Below are 15,110 nucleotides of genomic sequence, written 5' to 3'. Positions count from 1 at the left end.
GGCCCTAACAAAACGGGGTCCGAAGACCCCGTTTGATATTGCCGTCAACGACAATCAGGCATAGACCGGGAAGCGGCGGCAGATACCCAGTACCTGCTCCTTCACCCGGGCGATGGTGGCGTCGTCGTTGATGTTGTCCAGCACGTCGCAGATCCAGCCGGCCAGCTCGCGCACTTCGGCTTCCTTGAAGCCGCGGCGGGTCACCGCCGGGGTACCGATACGGATACCGGACGTCACGAACGGAGAACGCGGGTCGTTGGGCACGGCGTTCTTGTTCACGGTAATGAAGGCACGGCCCAGGGCGGCGTCGGCTTCTTTACCGGTGATGTCCTTGTCGATCAGGTCGAGCAGGAACAGATGGTTGTGGGTACCGCCGGAGACCACCTTGTAACCGCGCTTCTGGAAGGCATCGGCCATGGCCTGGGCGTTCTTCAGCACCTGGCCCTGGTATTCCTTGAACTCGGGCTCCATGGCTTCCTTGAAGGCCACGGCCTTGGCGGCGATGATGTGCATCAGCGGGCCGCCCTGGCCACCGGGGAACACGGCGGAGTTCAGTTTCTTCTCCAGCTCCTCGTCGTTGGCCGCGGACAGGATCAGGCCACCACGGGGACCCGCCAGGGTCTTGTGGGTGGTGGAGGTCACCACGTGGGCGTGGGCGATGGGGCTCGGGTAATGGCCGGCGGCGATCAGACCCGCCACGTGAGCCATGTCCACCATGAACCAGGCACCGACCTTGTCGGCGATTTCGCGCATGCGCGCCCAGTCGACCAGGCCGGAGAAGGCGGAGAAGCCACCGATGATCATCTTCGGCTGGTGCTCGACCGCCAGGCGCTCCATTTCCTCGTAATCGAGCACGCCGGCTTCATTGATGCCGTAAGGGATGATGTTGTACATCTTGCCGGAGAAGTTGGCGGGGGAGCCGTGGGTCAGGTGGCCACCGTGGGCCAGGTTCATGCCCATGACGGTATCGCCGGGCTTGACCAGGGCCATAAAGACGGCGGAGTTGGCCTGGGAGCCGGAGTGGGGCTGAACGTTGGCATAAGTAGCGCCGAACAGCTGCTTGGCGCGCTCGATGGCCAGCTCTTCGGCGATGTCGACATACTCGCAGCCGCCATAGAAACGCTTGCCCGGGTAGCCCTCGGCATACTTGTTGGTCAGCTGGGAACCCTGTGCCTGCATCACCCGGGGGCTGGTGTAGTTTTCGGAAGCAATCAGTTCGATGTGCTCTTCCTGACGCAGGGTTTCATCGCTGATAGCCTGCCACAGCTGGGGGTCATAATCGGCGATATTCATGTCACGCTTTAACATCCGTTTCTCCTGACTCGTGCGGTTATCACTGTTGGGGCTAGAGTTTACCCCCAAGGAAGGGCCCGGCCTAGCCCCGGCAAGGCCGTTATCAACATTTTTTTATCTTTATGTTGAAAAGTTCACAAAAAGTTGAATGTTACGCTACAGGCCCATCATAGCCCCGTTACCGGGATGGCGGGCTGGATATAGCTGTTAAACCCGATAGAATAGGCGTTTTGGCCTGCTCTGGCAGCACCCTGCTGTCTGGTGAGAGCACCGCGGGCACCCAAACAAATGTTGAGGGGGAATATGCAAGACTTCATGGTTACCTCGCATCGCCGAGCCGAACTCTATCACTGGTTTACCGCTCTTTTTTCCGCCCCCCTGGCCGACAGCGAGATCCGGGAATTCAACGGCTATGATATGCATGCCTTCCTGGACAGCCTGGCCACCCTGGATCCGCTGAAGGATGCCACCGAAGCCTTCCGCCGGCAGGCCGGCCGGATATTGCAGCTGAAGAAGCCCCATGTGGAACTTACCGAGCAGTACGGCCGGCTGTTCGGCCAACCCTCGCTGCTGGATACCTCGGCCCTGGCCCAACCGGAAGACGAAGCGCTGATGCTGATGGCCATATTGCTCAAACAGCACGGTACTCGGCTGGAAGACGACGATCCGCTCAACGTCTGCAACCAGTTGGAGATGATGGCCACCCTGGCCCTGGCCGCCGCCGACGCGACCGATGACGCGCAGCGCAAGGCCCTGCTGGACAAGCAGCGGGAGCTGGCCAACCTGTTGATCATCGGCTGGCTGCCCGCCTTTGTGGACGCCTGTCGGGAGCAGGACGGCTTCGGCTTCTATGCCGCCGCCGCCGAGCTGCTGCAGGCCATGTTCAGCATGGATCTGCACTATCTCAACAACGTGGCGGAATAATGCGGTACGACAAAAACAAGAAACCCGATGTCTCACCCCAGACCCGGGAAGAAGCCGAACGTATCGCCCGGGCCACCCAGCGCCCGGGGCAGACCAAGGAACAAACCCGGCTGATCGCCCAGGGTATCCAGAAGGGCATAGAGGAATACAAAAAGCAGCAAAAGGCGCGGGCCCGGACCGCCGACAAGGTGAAAAAGCAACAGCACCGCCAACAGGAACAGCTAACGGACACGCCGGAGCCGGACGAGCCGGCGCCAGCGCCGGCCTCATCGGTCCTGCCCTGGCTGCTGCTGGCGCTGAGCTGGCTCGGCTTCGGCCTGTACTTCTGGCTTATGCGCGGCTGATGGATTTTTTTATCGTCTTCGCCAGCAGCCTGCTGGCCGCCACCGTAGCCCCCTTCGCTTCCGAGGTGGTACTGACGGCGGTGCTCAGCCGCCAGCCCGACGCCGCCGTGCTGTTGTGGGCCCTGGCCAGCGTGGGCAACACCCTGGGCTCGGTGGTCAACTGGTGGCTGGGAAAATACCTGCTGCACTACCAGCACAGGCGCTGGTTTCCGGTCAAACCGGTGCAGCTGGCCCGGGCCCAGCACTGGTTCAACCGCTTCGGGGTCTGGACCCTGCTGCTGGGCTGGCTGCCGGTGGTGGGCGATCCCCTCACCTTTATCGCCGGGGTGATGCGGGTGCGGCTGGCGCTGTTCGTGACCCTGGTGTTTATCGGCAAGGCCAGCCGCTACCTGATCGTGATCTGGTTCGCCGAGCAGTTGTTGCTGTAGCCGCCTCCCCCACATTGGTTCACCCCTTGAGTGCGACTAAAGTCGGCTGGACAGCCCCCGGGCGGCGGCGATACTGGGGGGAACGCCGGGGCAAGGAGCCGCACATGCAGGATCAGTTCAACTTCGATCATCCCCCCTTCGATACCCTGACCGCCGAACAGCGCCAGGATGTACTGGATCAGACCGATATCGCCTATTTCAACCGGGGCGAGACCATACTTCACCCGGGGCAATTGATCGACAGCCTCTACATCATCCTCAAGGGGGTGGTGGAGGAACGCCACGCCGAGCGCAACGAAATCTACGCCCACTACACCACCGACGATCTGTTCGATATCCGCGGCCAGTTCGACGGCGAGTGCCGTCACAGCTATGTGGCGCTGGAAGAAACCCTGTGTTTCGTGTTGCCCACCCAGGCGTTTCTGACCCTGATGACCGACAATCACGACTTCGCCGCCTGGTTCCAGCAGGATCTGCAAAGCCGCCAGCAGGCGGCGGCCCCCCAGAAGAACCTGTCGGAATTTATCCTCACCCGCATCGACAACGGCAATATCCAGCCGGCCATGGTGATCGACGGCCAGACCTCCCTCTACCAGGCGACCCTGCTGCTGAAAACCCATCACCTCGAATCCCTTATCGTCACCCACGACGGTAGCTTCGGCATGCTTACCGGCACCGATCTGCTCTACGGCGCCGTGCTGGAGGAAAAACCCAACACCGAGCCGGTGCACCTGTTGGCCAGCTTCAACCTGATTGCGGTGCAGAAAGGCGATTTCCTGTTCAATGCGCTGATGCTGATGATCCGCCACAAGATAGAGCGGGTGGCGGTCAAGGAGCAGGAGCAGCTGGTGGGCATACTGGAGATGACCCAGCTGCTCAGCCAGTTCTCCACCCATTCCCATGTGCTGGGGCTGCGCATACTGCGGGCCGGCAGCATCGACGAGCTGGCCGAAGCCGCCGCCACCCTCGGTATGCTGGTGGAAAACCTGCACAACAACGGGGTACGCCTGCCCTTTATCATGAAACTGCTGGCCAGCCTCAACGAGCAACTGATGCGCAAGGCCTTCGAGTTCGCCTTTCCGGCCCGCTACCACGAGCGGCTGGCGCTGATGGTGCTGGGCAGCGAAGGCCGGGGCGAGCAGATCCTGAAGACGGATCAGGACAACGCCCTGGTGCTGGAGGACGGGCTGGACGCGGCCGAGATCCTGCCCTTCGCCGAGCAGTTCAGCCGCTACCTGGAACGGCTCGGCTACCCGCCCTGCCCGGGCAAGGTGATGGTCAACAACCCGGAATGGGTGCACTCCTTGAGCGCCTGGCAGGAGCGGATCCGCCTCTGGGTACGCCAGAATACCCCCCACAGCCATATGCAGCTGGCCATCCTCAGCGAGCCGCACTTTATCGCCGGTCGCGAATCCCTGGTGCGCCAGCTGCAAAAACAGCTGCTGGCGGCGGTGCGCGGCCAGGAGCTGCTGCTGAGCGAATTCGCCGCCCAGGCGCTCAGGTTCCACACCCCGCTGACCTTTTTCGGCGATATCAAGCAGTCGGAGCAGGGCCTGGACATCAAACGCGGCGGCATCTTCCCCATAGTGCAGGGGGTGCGGGCCCTGGCCCTGGAGCAGGGCATCACCGAGAACGGCACCCTGGAGCGAATCCGCCTGCTGACCGACAAGGGCATCTTCGAGCCGGACTTCGCCGACAACCTGAGTGCGGCCCTCGTCCTGTTCTGGCAGTTGCGGCTGGAGCAGCAGCTGGCCCGGGGGGGCGACGGCCTGAGCCAGCAGATAGACGCCGCCCGCCTGCCCCGCCACCGCCGGGATCTGCTGCGCCACGCCCTGCACGTGGTCAAAAAACTCAAGCAGCGGCTGGAGTTCCACTTCCAGATCCGGAATCTCTGATGCTGCCGCTCAAACGCCTTTGGCTGGCCCGCAAGTTCGCCCACACGCCCTGGCGACACCTGTTCGAGCCTTATCGGGGAGATGAACTGATCGCCATAGATACCGAAACCACCGGCCTGGATCCCAGGCAGGCGGACGTGATCAGCATCGCCGCCGTACCCATCAAGGGCAACCGTATCCTGACCAGCCAGCGGCTGGAGCTGACCCTGACCGCCAGCCCCAAGCTCACCGCCGACAGCATCAAGATCCATGGCCTGCGCCATCAGGATCTACACCAAGGCCTGCCGCCGGACAAGGCCCTGCCCCTGCTGCTGGGCTTTATCCAGAACCGCCCCCTGCTCGGCTACCATGTGCTGTTCGATATCGCCATCCTGAGCCGGCTCACCCGGGAGCAGTTCGGTTTTCCCCTGCCCAATCGCCATCTCGAGCTGGCCCACCTCTACCGCCGGCGTCAACTGATGCAAAACCCGGAACTCGAGCCCAACCTGGGCTTCGATCACATGGCGCGGGAGCTCGGTGTGCCGCTGCTGGCACGCCACACCGCCTTCGGCGATGCCCTGACCACGGCGCTGATGTTCATGAAATTGAAGCAAGCCGGCATCCCGTCCCGCTGACCCGTGCCGCCAGGCTGGATTGTCGACAACAAGGCCGTATACTGGGTAAACAAAATGGCAACAAGCCCGCACCGGGTTGTGATGCTGATGTTGCATCGCTAGCCGAAAGTCTAATTGAGCCAGGCGACCATCTGCGTCACCTTGTTACACAATGGTTATTGCACCAAGGAGCGGAATAATGAGTGAAGTCAAGGTTCATCCGGTTAAAGCCCATATCGCCAAGAACGCCCTGCTGGACGACGCCGGCTACCAGGCCATGTATCGCCAGTCCATCGACAATCCGGACCAGTTCTGGGGCGAGCAGGGCAAGCAAATCGACTGGATCAAGCCCTACACCAAGGTCAAGAACACCTCCTACGATCCGGGCCATATCAGCATCAAGTGGTTCGAGGACGGCACCCTCAACCTGTCCGCCAACTGCATCGACCGCCACCTGGCCACCCGGGCCGACGAGGTCGCCATCATCTGGGAAGGCGACAGCCCCGAGGAAGACAAGAAAGTCACTTACCGCGAACTGCACGAACAGGTGTGCCGCTTTGCCAACGTGCTCAAGGCCCAGGGTGTGGCCAAGGGCGACGTGGTCGGCATCTATATGCCGATGGTGGTGGAAGCCGCCGTGGCCATGCTGGCCTGTGCCCGCATCGGCGCCGTGCACTCGGTGGTGTTCGGCGGTTTCTCCCCCGATGCCCTGGCCAGCCGCATCGTCGACTCCAGGACCAAGGTGGTGATCACCGCCGACGAAGGCCTGCGTGGCGGTCGCCGGGTGGCGCTCAAGGCCAATGTCGATGAAGCCCTCGCCAATCCCAAGGTCGATTCGGTGAAAAAAGTCATCGTCTATCGTCGCACCGGCGGCGATATCGCCTGGCACCAGCACCGGGATATCTGGTGGCATGAAGCCGCCGCCAGCGCCAGTACCGACTGCCCGCCGACCGAGATGAACGCCGAAGATCCGCTGTTCATCCTCTATACCTCCGGCTCCACCGGCACCCCCAAGGGCGTGCTGCACACCACCGGCGGCTACCTGGTGTACGCTGCCATGACCTTCAAGTACGTGTTCGACTACCACGACGGCGACATCTACTGGTGTACCGCCGACGTGGGCTGGATCACCGGCCACAGCTACCTGCTCTACGGTCCCCTGGCCAACGGCGCCACCACCTTGCTGTTCGAGGGGGTGCCCAACTATCCCAAGACCAACCGCATGGCGCAAATCGTCGACAAGCACCGGGTCAACATCCTCTACACCGCGCCCACCGCCATCCGCGCCTTTATGGCCAAGGGCGATGAAGCGGTGGAAGGCACCAGCCGCGCCAGCCTTCGCATCATGGGCTCGGTGGGCGAACCCATCAACCCCGAGGCCTGGGAATGGTACTACCGGGTGATCGGCGACGAGCGCTGCCCCATCGTCGACACTTGGTGGCAAACCGAAACCGGCGGCATCCTGATCACCCCGCTGCCCGGCGCCACCGATCTCAAGCCCGGCTCCGCCACCCGTCCCTTCTTCGGGGTGCAGCCGGCGCTGGTGGACGGCGAAGGCCAGCTGCTGCAAGGCGCCACCGACGGCAACCTGGTGATCCTCGACTCCTGGCCGGGCCAGATGCGCACCGTGTTCGGCGATCACGACCGCTTCGAGCAGACCTATTTCTCCACCTTCCCCGGTACCTACTTCACCGGCGACGGCGCCCGTCGCGACGAGGACGGCTACTACTGGATCACCGGCCGGGTGGACGACGTGCTCAACGTGTCCGGCCACCGCATGGGCACCGCCGAAATCGAATCGGCCCTGGTGGCCCATCCCAAGATCGCCGAGGCCGCCGTGGTCGGCGTGCCCCACGAGATCAAGGGCCAGGGCATCTACGCCTATGTCACCCTCAACGCCGGCGAAGTGCCCTCCGCCGAGCTGCATAAGGAGGTGAAGGACTGGGTGCGCAAGGAAATCGGCCCCATCGCCACTCCGGACGTGATCCACTGGGCCGAGGGCCTGCCCAAGACCCGCTCCGGCAAGATCATGCGCCGCATTCTGCGCAAGATCGCCACCGGCGAGACCGACGCCCTGGGCGATACCTCCACCCTGGCGGATCCGGGCGTGGTCGACCGGCTGATCGAAGAGCGCAGCCGGGTCGCCTGAGCCAGGCTCCGCTAATCCAACGCCGCCTTCGGGCGGCGTTGTCGTTTTATACCTTGTAGTTTGCAGGGTCATTGCGTCATTATCCGTGGACAACAACAATAACCCGCAACCGGAACGCCCCCTATCGTGAACTTCCTTTGGTCTTTATTGCGCCAGGCACGGGACAGCCTGCGCGACCTGGCCCCGGTGGTCCTGGTCATAGGTTTCTTTCAGCTGGTAGTGATCCGCCAGCCCCTGCCCGACGCCCTGGCCCTGTGGGATCTGGTGTCCGGCCTGGTGCTGGTGGTGGTCGGCCTGACCCTCTTTATCAAGGGACTGGAACTGGGGCTCTTTCCCCTGGGCGAAAACCTGGCCCGGGCCTTCGCCGCCAAGGGCTCCCTGTTCTGGCTGCTGCTGTTCTCCTTCGCCCTCGGCTTCGGCTCCACCGTGGCCGAGCCGGCGCTGATCGCGGTGGCGGCCAAGGCGGCGGAGGTGATGGCGCAGGCGGGCCTGATCGACCCGGGCCAGGCCGCCCGGGACGGCTTCGCCTTTCAGTTGCGCATGGTGGTGGCCGCCTCGGTGGGCAGCGCCGTGGTGCTGGGGGTTATCCGCATCATCAAGGGCTGGCCCCTGCACCTTATCATCATCGGCGGCTACGTCCTGGTGCTGGCCCTGACGCTACTGGCCCCGGCGGACATCGTCGGCATCGCCTACGATTCGGGCGGGGTCACCACCTCCACCATCACAGTGCCCCTGGTCACCGCCCTGGGCGTGGGCCTGGCCACCGCCATCAAGGGACGCAACCCCATGCTGGACGGCTTCGGGCTTATCGCCTTCGCCTCCGTCATGCCCATTATCTTCGTGCTGCTGTTCGGCCTCTTCAGCCTGTAACCCGACAGACCAGGAAAGGATCCCATGTCATTTTTCGATACCCTCTGGAGCACCCTGCTGGACATACTGCCGATCGCCGTCATTATTTTCGGCTTTCAGTATCTGGTCATTCGCCAGGGCGTCAAACACCTGCCCCGCATCCTGGTGGGCTTCGTCATGGTGCTGCTCGGGCTGAGCTGCTTCTTGCTGGGGCTGGAACAGGCGCTCTTTCCCTTGGGCGAACTGATGGCCGTCCAGCTGTCGTCCGCCGAGTTCCTGCCGGCCCTGGCGGAAAGCGCCCAGCGCCACTGGAGCGACTATTACTGGATTTATATTTTCGCCTTTACCATCGGCGCCAGCACCACCATCGCCGAGCCCTCGCTGATCGCGGTGTCGCTGAAAGCCGGGGAGATCTCCGGCGGCACCATCAACCCCCTGATGCTGCGCATCGCCGTCGCCCTCGGCATGGCGTTCGGCATCACCCTGGGTACCTGGCGCATCGTCATGGGGCTGCCCCTGCAATGGCTGGTACTCGGCGCCTATGTGCTGGTGATAGCGCAGACCCTGCGCTCCCCCCGCACCATTATTCCCCTGGCGTTCGACTCCGGCGGCGTCACCACCTCCACCATCACGGTACCCATCATCACCGCCCTCGGCCTGGGCCTGGCCAACGCCATTCCCGGCCGCAGCCCGGTGATGGACGGCTTCGGCATGATAGCCCTGGCCTGCCTGTTTCCGATCATTACCGTGATGGGCTACGCCCAACTGGCCGAGTGGCAATCCAGGCGCGCCCGGCCACACCCCCTGACTCAAACCGAAGGATGACGCCATGCGCTTCAAACTGATACTGGTCTTTGTGGATGACGACAAGACCGACGCCCTGCTCGACGCGGCCCGGGAGGCCGGCGCCACCGGCGCCACCATTATCAACAACGCCCGGGGCGAGGGTCTGAAAAAGGCCCAGGGCATCTTTGGCATGGCGCTGACCGCCCAGCGCGACGTGCTGCTGCTGCTGGTGGAGGAGCACCTTTGTCGGAAGATCCTCGAAACCATCGCCGAAGTGGGCCAGTTCGACGACACGCCCGGCACCGGCATCGCCCTGCAGGTGGACGTGGAGGATGCCCTGGGCGTCAAGCACCAGATCAAGACCCTGAGCGAAACCCTGCAAAACAACCTGTAAGAGGCCGAACATGAGCACACAACGCCCGCACTGGATCAAAGTCAAAGACGTCATGCACAACGGCTACTGCGAAGTGGACGGCCTGCTCACCGTGACCGATGCCCTGGCGCTGATGCGCCGGGAAAACGCCCACGCCCTGATCATCAAAAAACGCCACGCGGAGGACGAATTCGGCCTGGTGCTGGTGTCGGACATCGCCAAGAAGGTGCTGGCCCCCAACCGCGCGCCCGACCGGGTCAACCTGTACGAGATCATGTCCAAACCGGTGTTGAGCGTGTCGCCGGAGATGCAGGTGCGCTACTGCGCCCGGCTGTTCCACCAGTTCGGCCTCAGCCTGGCGCCGGTGATCGACGCGAACGACACCGTGTTGGGGCTGGTCAATTATGACGATCTGGTGCTGCGGGGGCTGGCCTGGGAGACCCCCTCCGCTTCTGCCGCCTCCTGAGCACCGGGCCGGTCAGACCATTATCGACGCACTCGGCCGGAAAATTTCGTTCCGGCCAGTGATTAGACCAGTAAATTGCTGCCAATTTTCACGAAATCACTATAATTGGGCGCACTGAGCCAAATGGTGCGATTTTGTTTGCCCAACAGGGCCAAAACCGGCTAGGCTCCATGTTGCTCGATATGTACACCGCAAGATTGACGAGGATTGCTGCATAATGGCCGATAAATTCCGAATTCTGCTGCTTAACGGTCCCAACCTGAACCTGCTGGGCCAGCGTGAACCCGGCATCTACGGCCAGGACAGCCTGAACGATATCGTCGCTCGGCTGACCGAACAGGCCGGCAAACGCGATATCGAACTCAGCCATCTGCAATCCAATGCGGAACACCTGTTGATCGACGCCATCCACCAGGCCTGTGGCAAGCAGGATTTCATTATCATCAATCCCGCCGCCTTTACCCACACCAGCGTGGCCATTCGTGATGCCCTCCTGGGGGTGAACATCCCCTTTATCGAGGTGCACCTGTCGAATGTGCATGCCCGCGAGCCCTTTCGCCATCATTCCTACCTGGCCGACAAGGCGGTGGGGGTCATCTGCGGCCTGGGTGTCGATGGTTACGAATTTGCCCTTGAAGCGGCGGCCCGTTACCTGGCCCGCCGTTAATCCAGCACAGCACTAACACAAAAAGAGAACGCTCATGGATATTCGTAAAATCAAAAAACTGATCGAACTGGTTGAAGAGTCCGGCATCGCCGAACTGGAAATTTCCGAAGGGGAAGAGTCCGTTCGCATCAGCCGCTACGGTGCCCCGGCGCCGGCCATGGCCGTACCCCAGTACCATATGCAGGCCGCTCCCATGCCGGTCGCCGCTCCTGCCGGTAATCCCGGCAATCCCGGTAATCCCGGCAGCGCCGCCCCGGCCGAAGCCGCCGCCCCGGAAATCAGCGGCCACGTGATGCGCTCCCCCATGGTCGGTACCTTCTACCGCGCCTCCAGCCCCGGTGCCAAGAACTTCGCCGAAGTGGGCCAGAACGTCAAGGCCGGCGACACCCTGTGCATCGTTGAAGCCATGAAGATGATGAACCAGATCGAAGCCGACAAGTCCGGCGTGATCAAAGCCATTTTGATCGACAACGGCCAGCCGGTCGAGTTCGACGAGCCCCTGTTCATCATCGAATAAGGAATTCCCATGCTGGATAAAGTAGTCATCGCCAACCGCGGTGAAATCGCACTGAGGATCCTGCGCGCCTGCAAGGAGCTGGGGATCAAGACAGTGGCGGTTCACTCCACCGCGGACCGTGAACTCAAGCATGTGCTGCTGGCCGACGAGTCCATCTGTATCGGTGGCAATCAGGCCAGCCAGTCGTACCTGAATGTTCCCTCCATCATCGCCGCCGCCGAAGTCACCGATGCCGTGGCCATTCACCCCGGCTACGGCTTCCTGGCGGAAAACGCCGATTTCGCCGACCAGGTGGAAAAGTCCGGCTTTATCTTTATCGGCCCGCGTGCCGCGACCATCCGCCTGATGGGCGACAAGGTATCGGCCATCGAAGCCATGAAAAAAGCCGGCGTACCCTGTGTGCCCGGCTCCGATGGCCCCATCGGTGAAGATACCAAGCGTAATGCCACCATTGCCAAGCGCATCGGTTACCCGGTGATCATCAAGGCCGCCGGCGGCGGCGGCGGGCGCGGCATGCGCGTGGTGCGCGCCGAGAACGAGCTGGAAAAAGCCATCGCCATGACCAAGGCCGAGGCCGGTGCCGCCTTCGGCAACGACATGGTGTACATGGAGAAATACCTGGAAAACCCGCGCCATATCGAGATCCAGGTGCTAGCCGACGGCCAGGGTAACGCCATCCACCTGGGCGAGCGCGACTGCTCCATGCAGCGCCGTCACCAGAAGGTGGTGGAGGAAGCCCCGGCTCCGGGCATTACCGCCGAGATGCGCAAGTTTATCGGCGAACGCTGCTGCCGGGCCTGTGTGGACATCGGCTACCGCGGCGCCGGTACCTTCGAGTTCCTGTACGAAAACGGCGAGTTCTACTTTATCGAGATGAACACCCGTATCCAGGTGGAGCATCCGGTGACCGAGATGATCACCAGCGTAGACCTGATCAAGGAGCAGCTGCGCATCGCCGCCGGCCAGCCCCTGTCCATCACTCAGGATGAGGTGGTGATCCGCGGCCATGCCATCGAGTGCCGGATCAACGCCGAAGACCCGAAAAACTTTATCCCGAGCCCGGGTGAAATCACGCGCTTCCACTCACCGGGTGGCCTGGGCGTGCGCTGGGATTCGCATATCTATGCCGGCTACCGGGTGCCGCCCTACTACGACTCCATGATCGGCAAGCTGATCTGCTACGGCGAGAACCGCGACATCGCTATCGCCCGCATGAAGCACGCCCTGAGCGAGCTGGTGATCGACGGCATCAAGACCAATATCCCGCTGCACAAAGAGATCATGAGCGATGAAAACTTCCGCAACGGCGGAACCAACATCCACTATCTCGAGAAAAAGCTGGGTCTGTAAGCCAGGCGGCATCAAGCCCCTCGCCAACGGCGCCGCCAGGCGCCGTTGTTGTTTTTGTAGGGTCGAATTTTTTCGACCGCGCCAGCCATGGCTCAGCCCGTTGCCGTTTTCGGTTCAATCAATGGGAGACGACGGACAACCCTGCGTCCGGCTGCGTTTTCCAGGTAGCCTCTTTCCGCTAGAATATGGCCGCAAAGCCCACCTGAATGAGTCATAGCATGAATATCCATCGCATCAATCCGAGCCGACGCTGGTCCGACATTACCCTGTTCAACGGCATCGCCCATTTTGTCGAGGTGCCGGAAGGCGATCTCGGCGCCGATATCCGGGGGCAGACCGCCCAGGTACTGGCCCAGGCCGAACTGGCCCTGGCCAAGATCAACAGCGACAAATCCCGCTTGCTGTCGGTCACCATCTATCTGACCGACTTCGTTAACCTGGCGGCCTTCAACGAGGTGTGGGATGCCTGGTTCACCGAAGGCACCGCCCCCAGCCGCGCCTGCGTCAAGGCGGAGCTGGCCAACCCCGGCTACCTGGTGGAAATCGCCTTCGTCGCCGCGGCGGGAGAAGGCTTCCTCGACTGAGGCTCCGGCCAGCTAACGGCGCGGCCGTGAACCCATATATGGGGTGCTTCCCCGCGCCCCTCTTATTGATCCAGCAAACACGAGGCTGCTATCCTTCGCCCCCTTCATGGGGGACCCAAAATGACCAATATCGTCCATATCGCCCGTCGGGAAGCCGTGCTGAGCGTGGCGCTGGCCTTGCTGTACCTGGCCGGCTGGGCCGCCACCGCCTATCTGGTACCGCCCGGACTGGCCCTGGCCGGCTGGCCACTGTGGTTTGTGCTGAGCTGTCTGTTCAATCCGCTGCTGTTCGTGCTGCTGTGCGTACTGATGGTGCGGCGCGGGTTCCGGCCGGTCGAGCTGGGAGAGCGCCATGAACCCTGAGTTGCTGATCCCGCTGGTCATCTATCTCGCCGCCATGCTGGGCCTGGGATGCTGGCTCAGCCGCCGTCCGGTGGAGGGCAGCTTCGTGCAGGACTACTTCCTGGGCAACAGATCCATGGGCGGCTTTGTACTGGCCATGACCATGGTGGCGACCTATGCTTCCGCCTCCTCCTTTATCGGCGGACCGGGCGCGGCCTACCGGCTGGGACTGGGCTGGGTGCTGCTGGCCATGATCCAGGTGCCGACGGTCTGGCTCACCCTGGGCGTGCTGGGCAAGCAGTTCGCCCATATTGCCCGCCGGGTCAATGCCCTGACCATCAATGACATGCTGCGGGCCCGCTACCAGAACCCTTTGGTGGTGGTGCTGGCCGCACTCGGCCTGCTCGCCGCCTTCGTCGCCACCATGGTGGTGCAGTTTATCGGTGGTGCCCGGCTGCTGGAAACCGTGACCGGACTGCCCTACGAGGGTGGCCTGATGCTGTTCGCGGTGACGGTGCTGCTCTATACCCTGATCGGCGGCTTTCGCGCCGTGGTGATCACCGATGCGGTCCAGGGGGTGCTGATGCTGCTCGGCACCCTGGTGCTGCTGGCCGGGGTGCTGCATGCCGGCGGCGGCGCGGCGGCCCTGTTTGCGGGGCTGGCCGACATCGATCCCGGCCTGGTCAGCCCGCAAGGGCCGGACGGTTTTCTCGGCATAAGCTTTATGCTGTCGTTCTGGGTGCTGGTGTGTTTCGGGGTGATCGGCCTGCCCCATTCGGCGGTGCGTTGTCTGGCCTACAAGGACAGTGCCGCCATGCACAAAGGGATTATCATCGGTACCCTGGTGGGCGCCGTACTGATGTTCGGCATGCATTTCGCCGGTGCCCTGGGCCGGGTGCTGGTGCCCGAGCTGACCGTACCCGACAAGGTAATGCCCACCCTGATGCTGGCGGTGCTGCCGCCGGTGGTGGCCGGGCTCTTCCTCGCCGGCCCCATGGCCGCCATCATGTCGACCATCGACTCCCAGCTGATCCAGGCCTCGGCCACCCTGGTGAAGGATCTCTACCTCAACTACCTGTGCCGTACCCCGCCCTCGCCCACCGCCATCAAGCGCGCCAGCCGGCTGGTGACCCTGGGGCTGGGCCTGGTCGTGCTGTGGGCGGCCCTGAGCCCACCGGAGATGATCATCTGGCTCAACCTGATGGCCTTCGGGGCGCTGCAAGCCATCTTCTTCTGGCCGCTGGTGCTGGGGCTGTACTGGTGGCGCGGCAACGCCACCGGGGCACTGGCCTCAATGGTAACCGGTGCCCTAAGTTATGGCCTGCTGCTGCATTTCGGCATCAAGCCCCTGGGGCTGCACGCCATAGTGCCAAGCCTGACCCTCTCCGGCCTGGCCTATGTACTGGGTTCATTGCTGAGCCCGCCGCCGCCATCCGCAGTGCGCGAGCTGTTCGGGAACACCTGAAAAAATACCCCGACCGCATCCGCGGCCGGGGCAGAATCCAACCCGATTCACAAGGTAAGGTCTGCCTGCCGACAGGACAGCAGGC

17 protein-coding genes are annotated in these 15,110 nt (G+C 62.8%); 16 read left to right on the top strand and 1 reads right to left on the bottom strand.

Features of this window, described 5'->3' with window-relative positions; translation table 11 throughout:
- Positions 1 to 54: 54 nt before the first annotated feature.
- Entirely contained in the window at positions 55 to 1,308 is a 1,254-nt protein-coding gene (glyA, locus tag JKV55_RS18105; RefSeq protein ID WP_202088334.1) for a serine hydroxymethyltransferase, read from the bottom strand.
- A 300-nt stretch (positions 1,309 to 1,608) separates the two neighbouring features.
- On the opposite strand from glyA, the gene JKV55_RS18100 reads away from it, so the two are divergent.
- The 16 genes from JKV55_RS18100 to panF all read left to right on the top strand — a co-directional run bounded on the left by JKV55_RS18100 (position 1,609) and on the right by panF (position 15,025).
- The gene (locus JKV55_RS18100) at positions 1,609 to 2,217 is read left to right on the top strand and encodes a molecular chaperone TorD family protein (RefSeq protein ID WP_237332988.1); all 609 of its coding nucleotides are present in this window, start codon (positions 1,609 to 1,611) and stop codon (positions 2,215 to 2,217) included.
- Complete coding sequence (locus tag JKV55_RS18095; RefSeq protein WP_439654917.1) at positions 2,214 to 2,561, top strand: DUF2956 domain-containing protein; 348 nt, start codon at positions 2,214 to 2,216, stop codon at positions 2,559 to 2,561. The genes JKV55_RS18100 and JKV55_RS18095 overlap by 4 nt, the downstream gene beginning before the upstream one ends.
- A complete protein-coding gene (locus tag JKV55_RS18090) occupies positions 2,561 to 2,989 on the top strand; it encodes a YqaA family protein (protein ID WP_202088322.1) in 429 nt (142 codons plus the stop codon). The genes JKV55_RS18095 and JKV55_RS18090 overlap by 1 nt, the downstream gene beginning before the upstream one ends.
- A 104-nt stretch (positions 2,990 to 3,093) precedes the next feature.
- Positions 3,094 to 4,884 carry a DUF294 nucleotidyltransferase-like domain-containing protein gene (locus JKV55_RS18085; protein WP_202088321.1) on the top strand — a complete coding sequence of 597 codons (1,791 nt, stop codon included), beginning with the start codon at positions 3,094 to 3,096 and terminating at the stop codon, positions 4,882 to 4,884.
- A complete protein-coding gene (locus tag JKV55_RS18080) occupies positions 4,884 to 5,498 on the top strand; it encodes a 3'-5' exonuclease (protein ID WP_202088319.1) in 615 nt (204 codons plus the stop codon). Before JKV55_RS18085 ends, JKV55_RS18080 begins: the two co-directional genes overlap by 1 nt.
- A 178-nt stretch (positions 5,499 to 5,676) precedes the next feature.
- Positions 5,677 to 7,626, top strand: coding sequence for an acetate--CoA ligase (gene acs, locus JKV55_RS18075; protein ID WP_202088317.1), 1,950 nt, complete (start codon positions 5,677 to 5,679; stop codon positions 7,624 to 7,626).
- A 126-nt stretch (positions 7,627 to 7,752) separates the two neighbouring features.
- Positions 7,753 to 8,496: a DUF1538 family protein gene (locus JKV55_RS18070; RefSeq protein ID WP_202088315.1), complete on the top strand. Its 744-nt coding sequence runs from the start codon at positions 7,753 to 7,755 to the stop codon at positions 8,494 to 8,496.
- 24 nt (positions 8,497 to 8,520) lie between these two features.
- The gene (locus tag JKV55_RS18065) at positions 8,521 to 9,300 is read left to right on the top strand and encodes a DUF1538 domain-containing protein (protein ID WP_202088314.1); all 780 of its coding nucleotides are present in this window, start codon (positions 8,521 to 8,523) and stop codon (positions 9,298 to 9,300) included.
- Between the two features lie 4 nt (positions 9,301 to 9,304).
- Positions 9,305 to 9,655 carry a P-II family nitrogen regulator gene (locus JKV55_RS18060; RefSeq protein WP_202088313.1) on the top strand — a complete coding sequence of 117 codons (351 nt, stop codon included), beginning with the start codon at positions 9,305 to 9,307 and terminating at the stop codon, positions 9,653 to 9,655.
- 10 nt (positions 9,656 to 9,665) lie between these two features.
- The gene (locus JKV55_RS18055) at positions 9,666 to 10,100 is read left to right on the top strand and encodes a CBS domain-containing protein (RefSeq protein ID WP_202088312.1); all 435 of its coding nucleotides are present in this window, start codon (positions 9,666 to 9,668) and stop codon (positions 10,098 to 10,100) included.
- A 217-nt stretch (positions 10,101 to 10,317) separates the two neighbouring features.
- Positions 10,318 to 10,767 carry a type II 3-dehydroquinate dehydratase gene (aroQ, locus tag JKV55_RS18050; RefSeq protein WP_202088307.1) on the top strand — a complete coding sequence of 150 codons (450 nt, stop codon included), beginning with the start codon at positions 10,318 to 10,320 and terminating at the stop codon, positions 10,765 to 10,767.
- A 34-nt stretch (positions 10,768 to 10,801) separates the two neighbouring features.
- The gene (gene accB / locus JKV55_RS18045; RefSeq protein WP_202088306.1) at positions 10,802 to 11,284 is read left to right on the top strand and encodes an acetyl-CoA carboxylase biotin carboxyl carrier protein; all 483 of its coding nucleotides are present in this window, start codon (positions 10,802 to 10,804) and stop codon (positions 11,282 to 11,284) included.
- A 9-nt stretch (positions 11,285 to 11,293) separates the two neighbouring features.
- Positions 11,294 to 12,634 carry an acetyl-CoA carboxylase biotin carboxylase subunit gene (gene accC, locus JKV55_RS18040; protein ID WP_202088304.1) on the top strand — a complete coding sequence of 447 codons (1,341 nt, stop codon included), beginning with the start codon at positions 11,294 to 11,296 and terminating at the stop codon, positions 12,632 to 12,634.
- A 218-nt stretch (positions 12,635 to 12,852) separates the two neighbouring features.
- Positions 12,853 to 13,218 carry a RidA family protein gene (locus tag JKV55_RS18035; protein WP_202088302.1) on the top strand — a complete coding sequence of 122 codons (366 nt, stop codon included), beginning with the start codon at positions 12,853 to 12,855 and terminating at the stop codon, positions 13,216 to 13,218.
- Between the two features lie 120 nt (positions 13,219 to 13,338).
- The gene (locus JKV55_RS18030) at positions 13,339 to 13,581 is read left to right on the top strand and encodes a YhdT family protein (protein ID WP_202088300.1); all 243 of its coding nucleotides are present in this window, start codon (positions 13,339 to 13,341) and stop codon (positions 13,579 to 13,581) included.
- Positions 13,571 to 15,025 (top strand): sodium/pantothenate symporter, encoded by a 1,455-nt coding sequence (gene panF / locus JKV55_RS18025; RefSeq protein ID WP_202088298.1) that lies wholly within the window; start codon positions 13,571 to 13,573, stop codon positions 15,023 to 15,025. Before JKV55_RS18030 ends, panF begins: the two co-directional genes overlap by 11 nt.
- Positions 15,026 to 15,110 lie beyond the last annotated feature (85 nt).

Origin of the sequence: Zobellella iuensis (assembly GCF_016746085.1) — a bacterium.
GTDB lineage: Bacteria > Pseudomonadota > Gammaproteobacteria > Enterobacterales > Aeromonadaceae > Oceanimonas > Oceanimonas iuensis.
Note: the sequence above shows the minus strand (reverse complement) of the source record. Positions and strands in the feature narration are given on the sequence as shown.